Here is an 18,117-nt window from a genome sequence, read left to right as displayed (position 1 = left end):
ACGCTGTGAAAGTTGCTGATCCTGTGCTGACCGAAAAGTGTATCAATACCATTCGGGGGCTCTCCATCGACGGTGTGCAAAAGGCCAACTCTGGGCATCCGGGCCTCCCGCTGGGGGCGGCGCCCATGGCATTCACCCTCTGGAACAGGTATCTGAAGCACAGCCCGAAGCATCCTAAGTGGTTTGATCGAGACCGATTCATCCTTTCCGCGGGCCACGGTTCGATGCTGATTTACTCGCTTTTGCACCTGACCGGCTATGACCTGACCATCGAGGATCTGAAGCAATTCCGACAACCTCATAGCCGCACCCCAGGACACCCGGAAAACACTTTGACTCCCGGAGTTGAGATGGCAACTGGTCCTCTCGGACAAGGTTTTGCACACGGTGTGGGTATGGCAATCGCTGAAGCCCACCTTGCCGCAAAGTACAACCGGCCGGGGCACGACATCATCAACCACTACACCTACGCGATTGTCTCCGACGGTGACCTGATGGAAGGGATCTCGAGCGAGGCGGGTTCGATGGCTGGTCACCTCGGCCTCGGAAAGCTGATTTATCTCTATGACGACAACATGATTTCCATTGATGGCTCGACCAAGTTGGCGTTCACGGAGGACGTTGAGCAACGGTTCCAAGCTTTTGGTTGGCACGTCACTGAGGTTGATGGTCACGAGGCGGACTCTGTTGCGGAAGGCATTGACGAAGCTCGGCGCGTCAGTGACCGCCCTTCCCTGATAATGGTCAAGACCACAATTGGCTACGGATCACCCAACAAAGCTGGTTCAGCGAAAGTACACGGTTCGCCCCTGGGTCCCGACGAACTTAAACTCACCAAGGAGGCCCTCGGAATTCCGCTTGAGCCTGATTTCTACGTTCCGTCAGACGTTGCTCTTGCCATGGATGCGACCGCTCCGGGCGAGGTGAGAGTTGCGGACTGGGAGGCAAGGTTCCTCGCTTACACCGCGGAATACCCTGCAGAGGCTGCCGAGCTACGCCACATCATTGACGGCTCGCTACCGGCAGGCTGGGAGGATGTTTTGCCATCGTTCACCGACGCGATGGCGACCCGTAAGAACGGCGAGGCGGTTCTCGCCGCACTCGGAAAGGTCATCCCTTCACTCATGGGAGGCTCAGCAGATCTTGCTGAATCGACTTTCACTCACATCCACGGCGAAACTCCGTTTCAGAAGAACAATCTGACTGGACGAAACTTCTGTTTCGGCGTGCGAGAGCACGCAATGGCGGCGGCCTCGAACGGGATGCAGCTTCATGGATTGAAGGCGATCTCCAGCTCTTTCTTGCAGTTCACCGACTACTGCCGGCCTTCGATTCGGCTCGCCGCGCTGATGGAGTGCCCATCGCTGTTCGTCTTCACCCACGATTCAATCGGCCTCGGGGAAGACGGTCCAACCCACCAACCAGTTGAGCACTTAGCCGCCATGCGCGCCATCCCGAATCTCAACACCTTTCGCCCGGCTGATGGCAACGAAACTTCGGCTGGCTATAAGGTTGCGATGGAGAGCCAACACACTCCGACTCTGCTGGTTCTATCCCGTCAAAACCTTCCCGCTGTAACCCCGGCGGACGTCAAGAACCACCCGGCGGAAAAGGGCGCTTACGTTCTTTCCGAAGCAAGTGGTGAAGTTAAGATGATTCTCGTCGGAACTGGTAGCGAAGTTCAGCTCTGTCTCGGTGCTCAGAAGGAGCTTGAGGCGGCAGGCATTCCGACAAGGGTTGTGAGTATGCCAAGTCACTTCTTGTTCGAGCGACAGGAGGGCAGTTACAAGCGGGAAGTCTTGCCGAAGGGCGTGAAGACGGTCAGCGTTGAGGCAGGAACTTCATTTGGCTGGGCAAAGTATTCTGACGCGCAGGTTTCGATCGATACCTTTGGCGTAAGTGGTCCGGCTCCCGCCCTGTTTGAGGAGTTTGGGTTCACGGTTAAGAATGTTGTAAAGGTTGCACAGGAGTTGATGAATGCGTAAGGTTCTTTGGTTGGCAGGTTTGATGGTTTGCGGGATCGCGTTGGGCAAAGACTTGCCTACGACGGAAATCTCGTTGCAACGCCTATATCAATATCCGCTGATCAATGGGCGTTCGCCAGCGGCCCCCTCAATGTCGCCCGATGGCTCCAAGATCGCCTTCGGCTGGAACCAGACAGGAATCCGGAAGCTGGATCTGTACGTCGTTGACTTTCCGAATGGCAAGCCGAAGATGATCGTAGAGGCCGCCAAGATCATGGAGCTTCCTCGGCAGGACGACACTCGGACGGAGCAAGAAAAGTCTGAATCAGCACTTTACGATGGAGGTATTAGTGGAGCTCAGTGGGCACCGGACAGCGGCGAGCTGATGTTCTCATACAAGGGCCGAACCTGGCTCTGCGAGCCGGACGGCTCTAAACTTCGCCCACTTGTTGATGGATCCAGTAGCGTCGGCGGACCCCAATACACCGAGGACGGTAAGTCGTTTGCTTACAGCAATGGCACGAACGTTTTCCGAATGGACCGCAAGACCGGTTTCACCAAGCAGCTGACGTTTCTCGGCAAGCCGCGAACCAGTATCGACCAGTTCGAGTTTTCTTCGAACGGCAAATACCTAGGCGTGGTTTGGGGTGACAGCAGCAAGATGGGTAGTCATCAAATGATGGACTTTTCGAAGGATCGGGCGACGGTTGTCCCGATCACCCGGATGTGGAACGGCGATACTCCAGTTGATAATCAGATCGGTGTGGTCTCTGCAGACGGCGGAGTCATCAAGTTCGTCAAGGACATCCCTCGGTACATCTGGGTCAAAGGATTCTCATGGTCGCCGGACGGTTCCAAGCTCGCTGTGGCATGGATCAGCGACGATTTCATGAAGTACACCATCTCGGTCATCGACCCTGAGACAGCGGAAAAGAAGGACATCTACAAAGAAGAAGCTCCGGCGAATACGATCAACGACTGGCGGGATATTGCCTGGACGAAGGACTCGAAGCAGATTCTTTTCGGAACCGATATTCGTGACGGAAAGCTGACAAACCGTGCGGTTTACAAGATGAATCCTGACGGATCGGAGATCAAACCAGTCTATTTTGAACTCCACGACGTAGGGAATTGGATGCGACCTAAGAACTCGGACCGCCTGATTCTAGTCACCGCTTCAAAGAGCCCGCTGACCACAGAGATTGTCGTTCAGGAACCGGACGGAAAGCGCAAAGAGCACGTCGTGATTCCTGGTGGACAATCCACCCAAAAGGGCTTCAACTGGGCCGAGCTTCCATTCGTAAGTGAGGACGGAAAGAGGATTGCGACGATGGCTTCGGCGCGGAACCTCAACAACGAACTGTACGCAGTTGAGCCAGTTCAGAAGCGAATCACCGTCTCACAGCTCTCTGAGTTCAAGAAGATTCAGTGGGCAGATACCAAAGAGGTGACCTTCCCAACTTCCGATGGTCGCATGATTCGAGGGGTGATGTTTACTCGTCCAGGACTGGATCTGACCAAGAAGCATCCGGCAGTGCTCAGCAACATCTATGCAGACAGCGCCAAAAGTGGCTGGGGCGGGTGGATGGAGAATTACATGGCGATGAACATGGACTTCGTCGTGCTCTGTGTCGATTTCCGTTCGAGTTGGGGCTACGACGGCGACTTCAATGGTGGTTACTACAAGAAAATGGGAATCATCGACGTGGAAGAAGCGGTTGACGCCAAGAAGTTCCTCGTTTCCACCGGCTACGTCAAGCCAGATCGGGTTGGAATCTGGGGCTGGAGCTACGGTGGCTTCCTCACCTGTATGACCCTGCTGACCAAGCCTGGTGAATTCCACACCGGAGTTGCAGTGGCGTCGGTGACCGACTGGAAGAGCTACAACGAGTGGTACACGCGCCGCCGACTCGGCCTAGTGAAGGATGATAAAGACAAGATCTTTGAGAAAACCTCGCCGGTGTACAACGCGCAGAACGGGCTCAAAGATAACCTGCTCTTGGTTCACGGAATGTTGGATGACAACGTGCTGTACCAAGACACCGCTCGGCTCCAGCAAAAGCTCATCGATGCCGGCTCACACTTCGACCTCATGACCTATCCCCGAGACGACCACTCGATCTCAAAGGACACCTCGCGACCGCATGTCATGTCGACGGTTGCCAAATATCTTTGGGAAAAGTTGTCGGAGTAGGGCTGTTGGCTTTTCGCTATTCGTCGTTCGTTGTTCGTTTTATGAGGTGAAGTACGGCTGATTTTCGAGAGTTGGAGATTTGGAAGGTGGCAAGGGATGCCGCCGGGGAGATTTATCTTGTTGCCGCTGAGCTTCCGGAAACCGAGAAATTTGGCATCCGCTCTCAGCTAACTCGGGCGGCAGTCTCGATCTCATCGAACATCGCCGAGGGCCACGGGCGCGGATCAGACCCTGACTTTGCCAGATTCCTCAAAATCGCCCAAGGCTCCACTCGAGAGTGTCAAAGCCTATTAGAGATTGCCCGGTACTTGGGAATGGTTTCAGAAACAGAGAAAGCAGACGAACTGCTGGATCGAGTCTCGAAAATGCTGTACAGGTTCATTCAAAAGCTAAACGCGAAGCCAAACTGACCGAATTGCGAACAGCGAACAGCGAATAGCCAATAGCCAATAGCCAATAGCCAACAGCGAATAGCCCTCAAAGAGTTTCAGTGACCTTATTCAGGTGGCGTGCCTGATCCGGATTGAGCCCACGCGAGCGAGCCACATGCAATGCCAACCACTGGCCGAAAATGATGTCCCAAATAGGTGCCGCTGGGGCTGGGACATCGGGCGCATCGACTTCAATAATCTCGCAGCCTTGATCTCTAAGTCCAGGCATTGAGCCAAAGTAGCTGATCGCGGTGGAGCCATGACCAGCGAGGGCCTTCGGGCCGTGCTCGAAGTCGGCGGCAGAGTAGGCTTTGCAGGCAACAAGGGCACACTCCATCAGCTTTAGGGCCGTCTCCAGCGCCGTGCAGAAACCATAGCCACGCGCTAGCGCGAAGACCGGGTTGCAACGGTTGACGGGGCCGCTGGCTATAAGAGCGTCGTCGTGACATTTCTCCAGCCAAGTATCGTCAGGTATCGGAAGCTCGCCCAGAGTCCCACCCAAAGCCCGGACCATTTGGTACAGAGCGCACAGCGTTGCCGAGTAGGTCTTTGTTGCTGCAACCGAGTTCTCCTTGGCTACCGACAAAAGAACCGAAGACGACGCAGTTCTAGTCAGCCGAGAATCTGCCGTGTTGGTGATTCCCAAAGTCGTATGGCCTTGCTCGTTCATGTAGGCAAGAAACTCAGCAACATCCGGTGCTGCTCCGCTTTGACTGATCCCAATGGCAAGCGTTCGCCCAGGAAATCGAAGTTGGGAATTGTAGCGAGTAATGACCGATGGAGCGGCGAGCGACACCGGAATTCCAAGATGAATTTCGATGAGATACCGTGCGTAGAGTGCGGCGTTGTCAGACGATCCGCGAGCCGCCAGCAACACCATGTCATAAGGGGCTGAATCAGAAAAAATGGTTTTGAATTGAGACAGATACGATTCGGAATTTTCTGATAGAAGAGCAGGCTGCTCTCGAATCTCTTGCTCCATCAGCGCGCCTAAACTCAATAACCCGTTTCCCACTCAGAGAGGTTACCAAACCCGCTCACCAGACAATCGATTGAGAGGTATGACAAACTTATAGAGTGCTGCAAAGATTCGCCGTTCTCGTTGTCTTGATCACTCTCATAGGTTGCTCAAAAGAGGAACCGAAGGCAGTGGCGATGAACCAGCCCCCGGAGCTCAGCTCCACGGTGGATCGCCCGGAAGAAGTAAAACTCGACTCCAAGACTTCTCTGGCCGACCTCGAAACGAATCATCAACTCCGTACCTACCCTAGCGCCGCTGAAACCAGTGCCGAGGTGTTCAAGCGTGGCGACGGAGGAACAAAATTTGTTGTGCAGTTCACCACCAAAGATGATTCAAAGAAGGTCACCGAGTTCTACAAAAAGGAACTTGGAGACGGTAAGACCGACGCCAAAGGGGTTGGAACCAGCATGGGCATGACCAAGGCCAATGGCAGCGTCATCGTGATTGCCGAACCCGCAGGAAATGGGGCAAAAGTCAAGGTTACGCTAATCAGCTACACGAAGTCCTAGTCTCTCCCTTGCACCCGGCCTGTTTTGGGGTTAGAATGTTTGTGAAGTGCGGCGAATGCCGCCCACAAACTAGGAACGCATGGCTAACATTCAAGATATCGAAGGCATCGGCCCGGCATTCGGCGAGAAGCTCGAAGCTGCTGGCATTAAGACCGTTGAGGCTCTTCTTGAGCAGGGCGCATCGGCTGCAGGTCGAAAAGCGATTGAAGAGAAGACCGGAATTGATGGCGGGAAGATTCTCACCTGGGTCAATCACGCAGACTTGTTCCGCATCAAGGGTGTTGCAGGTCAGTTCTCAGAGCTACTCGAAGCTTCGGGAGTTGATACCGTTCCTGAGCTTGCTCAGCGAAATGCGACCAACCTCGCCGCAAAGATGGCCGAAGTAAACGCCGAAAAGAATCTTGCAAACCGAGTTCCATCAGAATCGGAAGTCGAAAAGTGGGTTGAAGAGGCTAAGAGCCTTCCGCGGATCGTTACACACTGATTTCGAGTATAGATTCGGTGTGCTGTAGCACCGCTCTAGTGAGGTGGCTGTCACCGCCGTTGAATCGAAGAGACTCTTCTCTGTACTAAATCCCGGAGGTAGGAGCGGCGCTGAAGCCCCGCATTCTAGGGAGTTACTGCCAGGGTGCGCGACCCTTCGGTCGTTCGCCCAGAACCCAACAAGCGGGGTCACGATCTTTCCAGTTCGTGACCTCGCCTTCGTTCCGGCTGGCAAAAAGTGCGTCAATATCGAGGTTTTCGACGACCAAGGCGTCTTCGTTCAAGGGAGTTTCTGCGAGAACGGCTTCCATCGGGAACGGTGCCATGCTCGGCGCGATGATCGCGCTTGATCCGTAGCTTTCCGGAATGGGTTCTCGTCCGATGTCGCCGACAAGCGAGGAGTGTAAAACGAACACTTGGTTCTCAACCGCGCGCGCTTGGCAAGACCAGCGGACCCTTTGAAAGCCTCGCCGAGTCTCCGTCCAAGCAGGCACGGCGTGGATCAGCATGCCGTCTTCGGCTAACTTGCGCGGTCCCTCCGGGAACTCGGAGTCGTAACAGACACTGACTCCCAGATTCCCGGGAAGTGGTTGCAAACCGGTTCCACCCGAGATTCTCCAGTCGCTTCGCTCGTAAACCGTCAGTTTGTTCTTTTGCTGAAAAAAGAGTGAGCCGTCGGGATAAGCGATCGCGCTGATATTGAGGACCTCACCATCCAGCTCGCGCAAGTGGGAACCGCCCACAATCACCATTCCCGAGTTTTGGGACATCCGGCTGAGCCAGTCTTCGATGGCATCGGCATATTGGATGAGATACTTCGGCGCGTCCTCGGCGCGTACCTGGGGAGCTAGCTGCAGCAACTCGAGGCAGAACATCTCGGGAAGGACAACTAGTTGGGCATTGCGGTCGTCGGCCTCGATCAGGAACTGCTGGCCGTGATTCCAAAACGCTGAGTCACTCCGCAACGGCTGGATTTTCCAATTGGCGACAGCTGCGCGAACGGTCAAGGTCGCCACTCCAGAAGGGCAGCCGCGTTGCCAGATTCAGGATCATCCATGTAGTTTGTGAGCACATCAGTCATTGTCATGCCTATCTTCAGAAGCGGAGTGAGCGTCCGGTCCTGTGCCTCTCCAGCCACAACGGCCATCGCGAAGTGTTCGGGAGTAGGGAAGTGATTATGGCTGAAATCGGGCAAGCGGCAGGCGGTGCCATATCGCAAAATAGGACCTCTGACCAAGTCAAAACGAGCTTTGTAAAGCCCACGAGCAACCCCCTGGCGGCGGAAATCTGGGTGGACCGAGATATCAAGGCCGTAAAGGGTGTTCCCGCTTCGATCGAAACTGGAAAGAAAGTAGCCTCCCACGGTTTCATCCCAGGATCGATGGGCCAGCCAGTTCTGCTCTGATATTAGCGTGTTACTGCAACTCGCAATGACCTTCCCCTGGGACGTCGCCACGAACTGCCCTTGTGGGAAAAGCTCAAGGTGTCGTTCCACATGCTCCCGTTTCCACAGCAGGTCCGGATCAAAAGGGGGAGGAAAGCAACTTGCTTGAAGTTCCACGACTCCGTCCAGGTGCCGTTGCTCCATGGGTTCAACTTGCCAGGTCAAAGCTGAATTCCGAGGAGGTCGAGGATGCGCTGGAGATCATCGTCCGAGAAGAACTCAATAGTGAGTTTGCCTTTGTCACCGTCGCGGCTGAGTTTGGTCGGCAGCGCGGTGCGCTCGCTCAGAGCAGATTCAAGCTGCTTCGTATACGTGTCCTTCTGTTCCGCCTTTTTGGGTGGCTTGGGAGCATCGTCAGGTTGCTTGCACAGCCTCTCAACATCCCTTACGCTAAGTCCTTTGACGAGGATCAGCTCGTACACTGCAAGCTGTTTCTCTGCGGTTGGTAAGGCGAGAAGCGCCCGCGCGTGCCCTTCGGTGATGACGGCTTCCTGGAGGCCTTGAAGAATCTCCTCGGGGAGTTTGAGAAGGCGAAGAGTGTTGCTGATCGACGAGCGAGTCTTTCCAACTCGAATCGCGATTTCTTCCTGATTCAGGCCAAACTCGTCGCTGAGCGCGCGGTAAGCCAGAGCGGACTCAAACGCCGAAATGTCTTCACGTTGGACGTTTTCGATAATCGCAAGTTCTAGCGACTCCTGCCCGGCCGCCGACTTGATAAACGCCGGAACTTGCTTGAGCCCAGCGAGCTGGGACGCACGCCACCGACGCTCACCAGCGATCAGCTCGTACTTGTCTTTGCCGAGGGGCCGGACCAAAATGGGTTGGAGTACGCCGTGCACTCGGATCGAATCTGCGAGCTCTTCGAGCGCGTCCTCGTCGAAGTATCGCCTCGGCTGTCGTTGGTTTGGAACGATTTGGCTGACGAGCAGGTCCGTCACGCGAACATCATCGCCCCCTGACACCATCTGACTCAACCCCTTACCAACTCCTCTCGCCATATTGTTGAAGCTAGATTATGTCGCAGAAGTGATGAACAGTGCCGGGATGATTCATTCCCCAAAAATTCCAAGTGAGTTCAAAAAGATCGCCGTTACCTGTGCGTCCATCTTAGAACCTGTTTTAGTGTGTTTGACAAGCCACTGATGGGCCTTGATGAGGCCCTTTCTGGCTTCAGCTACCTCCTTTGGGTTCGAGGTTGTGAACTCGTCAGCCGACATGGTCTTGGCCTCTTTAGCGGTTCGTTCAAAAGTGGTGCTGGGAGATTTGACCAATTCACTCATCGGAGGCCGTTGACTAATCCACCGGCGAACCGCGAGATCGGCGTGGTAGTGATTAGAATAAACTTCGGTCCTCCACCGTGTCCCAGAAAAAAGCAACGGACCGATCGAATTGCATTCGGAAGCTAAGTCGTGGGCTAGTTTTTCCCCTTTTTCAATCCAAACTTTGCGGTCTTTCGAGAAAGTCTTCAGTATCTGATGATTGTCGAGCCGGAGAGCCCAAGCATACTCATCAATTTCTTCCCCAAAGTGCAGGTTTCCTCGCTTTTCTGCCCTCAATTCTAGCCACCTTTCCACCCCTAAAGTAACGACTTGCCTTGGCGATTTCCCAAGGTGTTCAGAGGGTTTCCAAATTTGTTGATCTACGAGGAGAAGTGAACCGATGACGAGACAACTGAGCATTGGAATCTGGGTGCAGATTACTCCAGCAATCTAAGAATCTGCTGAGGCATCTGATTCGCCTGACTCAGAATTGCGATTCCGGTTTGCTGGATGAGCTGGTTCTTCGTGAACTCAGTCATCTCCGTGGCCACGTCAGTGTCAATCAAGTCGCTCTGCGCCGAACTCAATGTCTCGTTCAACACTGCCAATGAACGGCTTCGTGATTCCAAGGTGTGCGTCTGAAACGCGCCGATGCGCCCTCGAAGCGAGTTAACCTCGCTCATGGCGGCATCGAAGAGTTGCATCGCTTCTTGCGGACCTCCTGACGATGTGATGTCGATTGAGGAGAGCGACTTGCCGACGATGGTGCTGGCTGCGAGCTTGCTTGCTCTGGTGTCTCCGAGAACCATTCCCAGCATGTCTCCAGCGTCAGTTCCCACTTGGAATCTCGTCTGATTTCCAAGCGAAATTTGAGCAATCGAGACTCCGCCAAGAAGAGCCGCTGTCCCGTTTTCGACACCCATCATGATCGAGTTACCTTCGGAATCCGTCAAGTAAAGGCCACTTTGTCCTTGAAGGCGTCCGCCTTTAAACTCAACGTCTTGATACCCAGGGGTGCCTTCCACCGGAATCCGGGCAGTCGCAACCGCATCTGCCCCCACGACGGTCTTAGCGGGGCTTGGAACTGTGTTCAGGATGCCTGACGAATCGAGGAGGTTGACCGGGAATCTAGAGCCGGGTTGGATCGAGTCTAGCCGGACATATTGTGCTCCACCAGGTCCGGCCAACGTTGCCTGAACTCCGGTCTGGCTCGCGGCTGCGTTGAGGCGATCCACAACCGACTGAATCGTATCAGAGGCCGGATCGACGCTGAAAGAGACACCGTTGATGCTAATCGCTCCACCAGGAACCGGTGAATTCGGCGAGGCATAAGTCACGTCGTTGTCAATCCGTTCGTTGTACGCCACGACTGTCTGCGTCAGCGTGATGAGCCCGGCAGCAAGGGGAACGCTGGCAAGTCTGCCCTGCAAGTTGATTCCAGTTGTCGCAGTCGCTCTCGTGATCGCGACATCGGCACTAGCGGTGCCATCCAGGATATTCTTGGAACCCCATTTAGTTCCCGTCGCGACCCGGTCGATGCTTCCAATGATCGCGGTGATTTCGTCGTTAAGCGCTTGAAGCTGAGTGGTGCTGAGAGCCGCAGTGTTGCCAGCCTGAACCGCAATCGAGCGGCCTTGGTTGAGCAGTCGGCTAACTTCGCCAAGAGCTGCGTCGACCGACTTGGACATATTGATCGCGTCCTGGGCGTTCTGGTTGACGTTTTCGAGGGCTTTGAGCTTGGTGCGTATGTTGTCCGCGCTGATTGCTACGCCTGGGTCATCGGCGACGCGATTGATCCGGAGTCCCGAGCTCAGGCGGCTGGTCGAGTTGGTTAGTTTCTGGTTGACCTTATCGAGTTGTCCCTGGACTCCAAGGGCGTTGGTGTTGTGATTGATGCGAAAACTCAAGCGGTTTGACCCCGTAAAAATACGGTCCTCAAGGGTATAAGTCGGCTTGTTTCTGGCTTTCTTTAGCCTGGTTCCAAAGGTCGTCCCACTCCTGCGCGGATAAGTCCTGAAGGGGCTTTGAAGACGCTTCTTCCATCGACTGGAATCGGGACTGGAAGCGGTTCAGCATGACGCGCAGGGCATCTTCGGCGTCGACTTTCTGCCATCGAGCGATATTCACAATCGTGAAGAGCAAGTCTCCGATCTCGTCACGGATATCCTCATTGTTGCCACTCGTCACTGCTTCTTTGAGTTCGGCGACTTCTTCGTGGACTTTTTCGAGAACACCTTCAAAATCGGGCCATTCAAACCCGGCACGAGCAGCTCGTTTGCTCACTTCGTGAGCTCGGGCTAACGCTGGTAGCGCTTGGGGGACTCCAGCAAGAATGGACTGAGATTTCTCGGTTTGTTTGATCTTGTCCCAGTTCTTCAGAACCTCATCAGAGTCGGCCACCAGAGTTTCTCCGAAGACATGGGGGTGACGGCGGATCAGCTTGTCGCTGATGCGTTTGAGGGGTTCATCGAACCTGAACGAGCCAGCTCGCTCGGCTAGACGCATATGGAAAACCGGCTGGAGAATCAGGTCTCCTAGCTCCTCGGCGAGCGCTTCCGGGTCGTTCTGATCGATAGCTTCGATCGTCTCGTAGGCTTCTTCGAGGAGATAATTCTTAAGAGTTGAGTGGGTCTGCTCGCGGTCCCAGGGGCATCCGTGTGGACCAAGAAGCAGGTCCATGATGATGCTGAGCTTTACGAACGGCTGATTCGCCGGGACAAAGATGATAGCGTCTTTAGAGATGTGATCCGAGCCTGGATACTCCGGTAACTCTGCAATTCCTACGCCGAAAGCGCCGTACGGAATCGGTTCAGAAGTAGGCCAATCAAGGACGAGCATCGGCAACCAGTTTAGCCCTTCGAGTCACTAGCCAGGTTTCTTATCAAGAATTGAATCCTTGTAAGCTTTTTCGAACTCAGGCGAAGCAATCTTGATGTCTGCTTTTTGGCGAGCTTCTTTCAAAAGCTTGGAAACGTCGTTCTTACCAGTCCCCTTGCGAACGAGGAGTTCTCGCCGAAGGTCTTCCTTCAAATCCGCATCGAGCGGCCGGGTGGTGCGGGCAAACACTTCCTCCACAAAGAACTTCGCGAGAAGCGTGTCGCTACTTTTGAGCCAAGCGGTCATATCACCCTTTTTCAGCTTGGTGACCGCGTCCTTGACGTTTGCGCTGAGCTGCTCCAGCGGAATATCGCCGTACATTCCACCTGCCCGGCTCGAAACATCTTTGCTAAACAAAGTTGCGGTTGCGGCAAAGGTCTTTCCTGCCTTCAACTCAGCGTCAACTTCCTTCGATTCTGCCTCCGTATTCACTGCAATCACCCGCAGCCGAACCATTGGGGGCCGGGTGAATCGGACGTCTTTTGCCAAATCGTACAGGTTCTTCACCTCAGTGTCGGTAACAAGAACGCCTTCAGTTTGAAGTCTGAACTGGGCAAGATTGAACTTGACAACTGCGCGGTACTCGTCTTTGGTTCGACCCGTACTCATGAATCTCTCCAGAAGCCCAGGCTCGCGGCGTTGGATCATCGCCAGCTCTGCATCCACTTCGGCAGGCGTCGGTTCCACACCTCGCTCTTTGGCGAGCTGCAAGGTCAGTCGCTCATTGATGATGAAGTCAACGGCAGCGAGACCAGGGAAGACCTCGACAAAGTTCCCGTCCCGTGTGGCTTTCCCAATTCCCGGGAGGTACTCCATCCGGCGAACATACTCAGAGCGGGAGACCTTCTCGCCATTGATTTCGATCATCGTTTCACTTTGCGCATGTCCAAGGGTTGTGGCGAATAGTGTGGCGGCGAGAAGAATTGCTTTCATGCTTAGTTTTGACGGTTACTGCTTCAGCAGGTTTTGAAGTTCCGGAAGCACTTGATAAAGATCCCCGACCAACCCGAGGTCGGCGGCTTCGAAGATCGGGGCATTGGCGTCCGTGTTGATCGCGACGATCAGCTTGGAGTCCTTGATTCCTGCCATGTGCTGAGTCGACCCGCTGATTCCGGCGGCAATGTAGAGGTCTGGAGCGACGACCTTTCCGGTCTGACCGACCTGGAGTTCATTGGGTGCGATTCCGCTGTCTACGGCCGCACGAGTCGCACCTACCGAGGCTCCGAGAGCGTCGGCAAAGCCGCCGATAACGGCTTCGAATTGCTCGGCAGTCTTCAGAGGACGCCCTCCCGAAACGACGATTTTGGCGGAGCTAAGGTCAGGTCGGCCGGTTCCGCGCTTGGCCTCGTTCAGAACAGTCGCTTTGCTCGCGCTTGTTGCGTCGAACGCGGCCGCGCTAGGTCCTCCGAGCTTTTCAAATCCGCTGGGCCGGAACGTGATGACGACTTGTCCCTCTGTCTCAACAGTTGCGATCATTGAACCCGCAAAAATCGGTCGCTTAAAGCTTGCTGGCGAGTGAATGCCGATCACGTCGGTCACCATCGCGCAGTCGAGCAGTCCGGCGAGATAAGCCAGCGCGTCCTTGCTTTGCATGGACGAAACTGCGGCGATGTGGGTGTACCCCTTCGCCTTCTCCGCAAGCGACGCCGCGAATGAGTCGGCGGGTTGGCTAGTCACCAGAATGGTGTCAGCTTCGAGTCCAAGTGCATGTACGAACCCGCCGCTTTGGGCGGCGTCTGACTCCGAAAAGGCGATTAGAAGTAGTTTCATTTAGAGTCCACCTCGCTCTTTGATGGCCGAAGCGAGCTCTTCAACGGAGTCGACCTTTCGTCCGGGCGGTCTTGCCGCAGGAAGTTCAACTCCAATCGTTTTTGTCTTTAAGCTTGGAACGGATCCTGGCGCTCGCTTCTCGAGAGGCTTGGACCGCGCCTTGATGATTCCCGGAAGTGCGACGTACCTCGGCTCGTTGAGCCGCAGATCAGTGGTGATCAGGCATGGGTAAGCAAGTTGGAGAGTTTGCTCCCCGGTGTCGGTCTCTCTGGTGACTGTCGCGTTTGCGCCTAGCTCAACTTTGGCCGCGAAGGTCGCCTGTCCCCAACCTAGCTTCGCTGCGAGCATCTGTCCGGCCTGGTTGTTATCATCATCCGTTGCTTGCTTGCCCATCATGACGAGTTGTGGTTGCTCCGCCTCCACGACTTCCTTGAGAAGGGAAGCGATCCCCGGAGAATCCAGAACTGCGTCGGTTTCGACCAAAATCGCTCGATCCGCGCCAATCGCGAGCGCCTTTCGGAGCTGCTCTTCGGACGCCGAGGTTCCGATGGAAACCACCACAATCTCCGTCACCGCGCCTTTCTCTTTCTGCCGAACGGCCTCCTCAACCGCAATCTCGTCAAAAGGATTGATCTCGAACTTAGCACCCGTTGTATCGACTCCGCTGCCATCGGCAAGGGGACGCACCTTTGCGTACGGGTCCACAACGCGCTTGATGGGGACTAACACCTTCATAAATGTATCTAAGAGTTTACCGGGTGAACTTGTTGACGGACCCGGTGGATGTCGTTCAACCATGAAGCTAGCTCTGCGTCCAAAGAGCCAACTGTTGACTTGAGACCCGATAGTTGAGGCTCGTGTAGAATGGAGAAATGGAGCGAAAGTACCTCGTGTATTCAATTCTGTTATGTGGACCAGGGTTTGGATGCTCTGACAACCGCAGTTCAGTCCCTCAACCTCCAAGCAATATAGCGTTTGACATTGAGTCCGATACTGCCGTTGTTGCTACAGTTGAACAGCCTTCTGTCGTCTCGTCGAAAGACGCGAAGTATCACTACAAGATTCGCGTGAAGTCTGTAGTTCCACCGGCAGTGGTGACAAACAGCACCCCGCTGGGCGAAGCTCCAATCAAGCCAGTTATAGCTCCACCTGCGAAGAAGTGGGAGGAGATTTACACGGTTCAGCTTCCCAAATCAGATCTTCGCATTGATCTTTCAAACAATGCAGACCAGAAGTCTGCTTGGATGAAGGTTGTCGGAGCTTGCGATATCACCGAAGAAGCTTCGTGTTGGGAAGCGAGTGGACGTCTAGACAGTAACTTGACGGACCGGATCCGAAAGATATTGGCAGATCCAAACAACGCACGGGTGAAAGCCAAGAAGCTGAATCGAATCCTCGTGCTCAAAAAGGACTCGTTTGTCACCTCATGGTCAGAGTCCATTCAAGAGATTGGGTTGGACTGGAACAAACACGAGATGATTTGGGGAGGAGACTTAAATGTGTCTGCGCTTTCGATTGATCCTCAGGTAATTGCTATGCCTTTTGTGACTACTGTATCAAAGAAAACGGGGCAAAAATCGGAATGGTTTGAAACTACTCTTGGGCGCGAGAACAAAGTGGGAAAGTACACGATCAAGCGTGTTGATGCTCCGAAAAGCGTGCCTGCAGTGCCGTGGAGAAGAATGTACTTTGAAGTTTCTCCGAGCATGAGTGGCTCAGGAATGCTTGAAGCATGCACTGAAAAAAATGGTGATGTCCAAGGCCGCTGGATGCGACCGGATGGAGCTCTAATGGCTCTAGATCTACAAGGTCTTGAGGAGATCCGATTTTTGCGCCTGGTGTTCGAAGAGAGGCAGTCTATCGTGTGGATAAATATCCCTCTCCGACCCAAGCTGTAGTTGAGAGTCTTTTGTTCCTAGGCAAACACCCGACGATCGTAAACGAGATCGCTAGCCAGTTTCCAAACGTCTGTCTCAATCTTGTTCTCCGGCAGAATCTTGCTCGCATGGACGATCGCCGACGTCAAGCCAGCTTCGCGGGCGAAGTGGAGGAATGTGCTGTTCAGGACCTGGCGCAGTGCCGGCTTGAGACCAAAGCTGACGTTGCTGACTCCGAGGACGGTGTTGACTTCGGGATAGTGCTCTTTCAACATCGCGATCGCATCGATGGTTGCCATCGCCGAGGCGCGGAACTCTTCGTCTCCCGAACCCAAAGTAAACGTTAGGGTGTCGATAAAGAGGTCGTGGTCCGGCAGTCCAAACTCTCGAGTCCTAGCGATTAGCCGCTCGGCTACCGCAAACTTGTCCTCTGCCGACTTTGCCATTCCTTTCTCGTCGATGGTTAACCCAACCACCGCGGCGCCATACTTGCGGCAAAGTCCAAGCACCTTCCTGGTTCGTTCCTCACCGTCCTCAAAGTTGATCGAGTTGACAATCGGCTTCCCGGCGACGGTCTGAAGAGCTGCTTCAATCACGTTCACTTCAGTCGAGTCGATCATCAAAGGAACTTGGATATGTCGGTTGTAATAGCTCAACAACGTTCGCATGTCGCGCTCCTCGTTACGCCCGACGTAGGCAGTACACACATCGAGAACGTGCGAACCTTCGCCCTCAAGTTCCCTAGCGAGCTCCGTCAGACCTTCCCAGTTCTCGGCGGCCAGCATTTCTCGAAAAGCCTTCGAGCCGTTCGCATTCGTCTTCTCACCAATGATCAAGAAACTCGTGTCTTGATCGTAAGGTTGGAACTGGTAGAGCGAAGAAATCCCGACGAGCGAGTTAGCTGTCGGAAGTTTGGGGTCTGGCGTCGAGAAGTCGAATCCCGGATAACTGCTCCGAACCTTAATCCAATGGGCATCCGCAGTGTGTTTGTGACCACCAACCGCTTCCGCAATCGCTTTGATGTGCGCTGGAGTGGTTCCGCAACATCCGCCGCAAAGAGCGACGCCATGTTTCTCAACGAACTCCAGATGGTGTTGACCGAGCTCCTCAGGTGATAGTTTGTAAACCGCTTGCCCTTTCTCCATGATTGGTAGTCCCGCGTTGGGCTGAACGGCAATCGGCCGTGTTGAGTTTTGGCCAAGGAACCGAACGTGGGGCGTCATTTCGACGGGGCCGGTCGCACAGTTGAGCCCAAAGGCGGTCACTGAGGAGAATGCTTCGATCATGTTAAGCGCAGCCCCGATTTCTGACCCAAGGAGCATGGTTCCGGTCTGCTCCATGGTGACCTGAACAAAGACGGGTAGTCGCTTTTCGCAGGCCGCAAGCGCTCGCTCGGCAGCAACGATTGAAGCTTTGACCATCAAGAGGTCTTGCGTGGTCTCGACAAGTAAAGCGTCGGCTCCCCCCTCGATCATCCCTCGGAAGCCGTCGAAGAAGCTGGTCTCAACATCCTGGAACGATGCTTGGCCGAGCGAGACAAGCCTCGTACCAGGTCCAATACCGCCGACGACGAAACGTGGTTTTGCCGAAGTTGAAAAGAGGTCGGCTTGCTCGCGTGCGATTCTTGCTGAGGCTAGTGCGAGGTCGTAGACCAGTTCTGAAATGTCGTACTCACCTAACACGTAACTGATGGTGCCGAAAGCGTTGGTCTCGATAAGGTCAGCACCGGCTTCTAAGTACGAGGCATGAACGCCGGCAACAACTTCGGGCCGGGTGAGGTTGAGGAGCTCATTGCATCCGTCGAGAGAAGCTCCGTTGAGTCGAGCGGCGACCGCCTTTATTGTCTCAGAACTCGTGCCCAACAAGGCTGGATTCAGGACGAAATCGTCGGGCGACAGCCCGGCTGCTTGCAACTGCGTACCCATCGCTCCGTCATAGACGAGAACGCGATCGGCAAGACAGTCGAGTAGCAATGACTTCACATCTCTATTGTGGCGGATTTCTGGGGAAGCTACCAGGTTCCCCGGCGTGACCCAAAGGAATGACCAGAGTGGAGCTTGATATGCCTACGATTGTGACCCTCCTTGCAACATTAGCCATCATCTCGGCTGGAGTTTGGTCCGTCGCGATTTTGGTCAATCAACACCTCCGAGAGCGAAAACACCTCGTCTAGAGAGTGTTTTTGGGAAATTCTCCCACCCATACGAAATCAGAACTCAAAATGCGGCATCATTGAACTCACAATGGTGCCCATCGTCGTTTCTAAGGACAGCGGTTTTGAAAGAAGA

The 18,117-nt window shown here is 54.5% G+C and carries 18 protein-coding genes; 7 read left to right on the top strand and 11 right to left on the bottom strand.

Annotated features, from left to right (window positions below):
- Nucleotides 1–5: 5 nt before the first annotated feature.
- The 3 genes from tkt to WCK51_14020 all read left to right on the top strand — a co-directional run bounded on the left by tkt (nt 6) and on the right by WCK51_14020 (nt 4,568).
- The gene (tkt, locus tag WCK51_14030; protein ID MEI7578007.1) at nt 6–1,985 is read left to right on the top strand and encodes a transketolase; all 1,980 of its coding nucleotides are present in this window, start codon (nt 6–8) and stop codon (nt 1,983–1,985) included.
- Nucleotides 1,978–4,158: a prolyl oligopeptidase family serine peptidase gene (locus WCK51_14025; GenBank protein ID MEI7578006.1), complete on the top strand. Its 2,181-nt coding sequence runs from the start codon at nt 1,978–1,980 to the stop codon at nt 4,156–4,158. The genes tkt and WCK51_14025 overlap by 8 nt, the downstream gene beginning before the upstream one ends.
- A gap of 71 nt (nt 4,159–4,229) precedes the next feature.
- Nucleotides 4,230–4,568 carry a four helix bundle protein gene (locus tag WCK51_14020; protein ID MEI7578005.1) on the top strand — a complete coding sequence of 113 codons (339 nt, stop codon included), beginning with the start codon at nt 4,230–4,232 and terminating at the stop codon, nt 4,566–4,568.
- A 67-nt stretch (nt 4,569–4,635) separates the two neighbouring features.
- Here WCK51_14020 and WCK51_14015 read toward each other — a convergent pair whose 3' ends face one another.
- Nucleotides 4,636–5,604 carry an SIS domain-containing protein gene (locus WCK51_14015; GenBank protein ID MEI7578004.1) on the bottom strand — a complete coding sequence of 323 codons (969 nt, stop codon included), beginning with the start codon at nt 5,602–5,604 and terminating at the stop codon, nt 4,636–4,638.
- Nucleotides 5,605–5,666: 62 nt separating this feature from the next.
- Here WCK51_14015 and WCK51_14010 point away from each other — a divergent pair, with 62 nt between their 5' ends.
- Together WCK51_14010 and WCK51_14005 are read left to right on the top strand one after the other, a co-directional pair.
- Entirely contained in the window at nt 5,667–6,119 is a 453-nt protein-coding gene (locus WCK51_14010) for a hypothetical protein (protein ID MEI7578003.1), read from the top strand.
- Nucleotides 6,120–6,198: 79 nt separating this feature from the next.
- Nucleotides 6,199–6,603: a DUF4332 domain-containing protein gene (locus tag WCK51_14005; GenBank protein ID MEI7578002.1), complete on the top strand. Its 405-nt coding sequence runs from the start codon at nt 6,199–6,201 to the stop codon at nt 6,601–6,603.
- Between the two features lie 133 nt (nt 6,604–6,736).
- Here WCK51_14005 and WCK51_14000 read toward each other — a convergent pair whose 3' ends face one another.
- From WCK51_14000 to WCK51_13960, 9 genes are all read right to left on the bottom strand, one after another.
- Entirely contained in the window at nt 6,737–7,609 is an 873-nt protein-coding gene (locus WCK51_14000) for a nitrilase-related carbon-nitrogen hydrolase (GenBank protein ID MEI7578001.1), read from the bottom strand.
- Nucleotides 7,606–8,190: a GNAT family N-acetyltransferase gene (locus tag WCK51_13995; protein MEI7578000.1), complete on the bottom strand. Its 585-nt coding sequence runs from the start codon at nt 8,188–8,190 to the stop codon at nt 7,606–7,608. Before WCK51_13995 ends, WCK51_14000 begins: the two co-directional genes overlap by 4 nt.
- A 17-nt stretch (nt 8,191–8,207) precedes the next feature.
- On the bottom strand, nt 8,208–9,044 hold the full coding sequence (locus tag WCK51_13990) for a ParB/RepB/Spo0J family partition protein (GenBank protein ID MEI7577999.1): 837 nt from the start codon (nt 9,042–9,044) through the stop codon (nt 8,208–8,210).
- A gap of 51 nt (nt 9,045–9,095) precedes the next feature.
- Nucleotides 9,096–9,326, bottom strand: coding sequence for a hypothetical protein (locus WCK51_13985; protein ID MEI7577998.1), 231 nt, complete (start codon nt 9,324–9,326; stop codon nt 9,096–9,098).
- A 416-nt stretch (nt 9,327–9,742) separates the two neighbouring features.
- Nucleotides 9,743–11,212, bottom strand: a complete 1,470-nt coding sequence (locus tag WCK51_13980; protein MEI7577997.1) for a flagellin — start codon at nt 11,210–11,212, stop codon at nt 9,743–9,745.
- A gap of 28 nt (nt 11,213–11,240) precedes the next feature.
- Nucleotides 11,241–12,143: a nucleoside triphosphate pyrophosphohydrolase gene (mazG, locus tag WCK51_13975; GenBank protein MEI7577996.1), complete on the bottom strand. Its 903-nt coding sequence runs from the start codon at nt 12,141–12,143 to the stop codon at nt 11,241–11,243.
- Nucleotides 12,144–12,170: 27 nt separating this feature from the next.
- A complete protein-coding gene (locus WCK51_13970) occupies nt 12,171–13,115 on the bottom strand; it encodes a peptidyl-prolyl cis-trans isomerase (protein MEI7577995.1) in 945 nt (314 codons plus the stop codon).
- A 15-nt stretch (nt 13,116–13,130) separates the two neighbouring features.
- Nucleotides 13,131–13,952, bottom strand: a complete 822-nt coding sequence (locus WCK51_13965; protein ID MEI7577994.1) for an FAD-binding protein — start codon at nt 13,950–13,952, stop codon at nt 13,131–13,133.
- Nucleotides 13,953–14,687: an electron transfer flavoprotein subunit beta/FixA family protein gene (locus WCK51_13960; GenBank protein ID MEI7577993.1), complete on the bottom strand. Its 735-nt coding sequence runs from the start codon at nt 14,685–14,687 to the stop codon at nt 13,953–13,955.
- A gap of 137 nt (nt 14,688–14,824) precedes the next feature.
- On the opposite strand from WCK51_13960, the gene WCK51_13955 reads away from it, so the two are divergent.
- Nucleotides 14,825–15,850, top strand: a complete 1,026-nt coding sequence (locus tag WCK51_13955) for a hypothetical protein (protein MEI7577992.1) — start codon at nt 14,825–14,827, stop codon at nt 15,848–15,850.
- A gap of 17 nt (nt 15,851–15,867) precedes the next feature.
- Here WCK51_13955 and WCK51_13950 read toward each other — a convergent pair whose 3' ends face one another.
- Nucleotides 15,868–17,811: a homocysteine S-methyltransferase family protein gene (locus WCK51_13950; protein ID MEI7577991.1), complete on the bottom strand. Its 1,944-nt coding sequence runs from the start codon at nt 17,809–17,811 to the stop codon at nt 15,868–15,870.
- A 59-nt stretch (nt 17,812–17,870) separates the two neighbouring features.
- On the opposite strand from WCK51_13950, the gene WCK51_13945 reads away from it, so the two are divergent.
- Nucleotides 17,871–18,002 carry a hypothetical protein gene (locus WCK51_13945; protein MEI7577990.1) on the top strand — a complete coding sequence of 44 codons (132 nt, stop codon included), beginning with the start codon at nt 17,871–17,873 and terminating at the stop codon, nt 18,000–18,002.
- Nucleotides 18,003–18,117 lie beyond the last annotated feature (115 nt).

The sequence above is a fragment of the Armatimonadota bacterium genome, from assembly GCA_037138755.1.
GTDB lineage: Bacteria > Armatimonadota > Fimbriimonadia > Fimbriimonadales > Fimbriimonadaceae > Fimbriimonas.
Note: the sequence above shows the minus strand (reverse complement) of the source record. Positions and strands in the feature narration are given on the sequence as shown.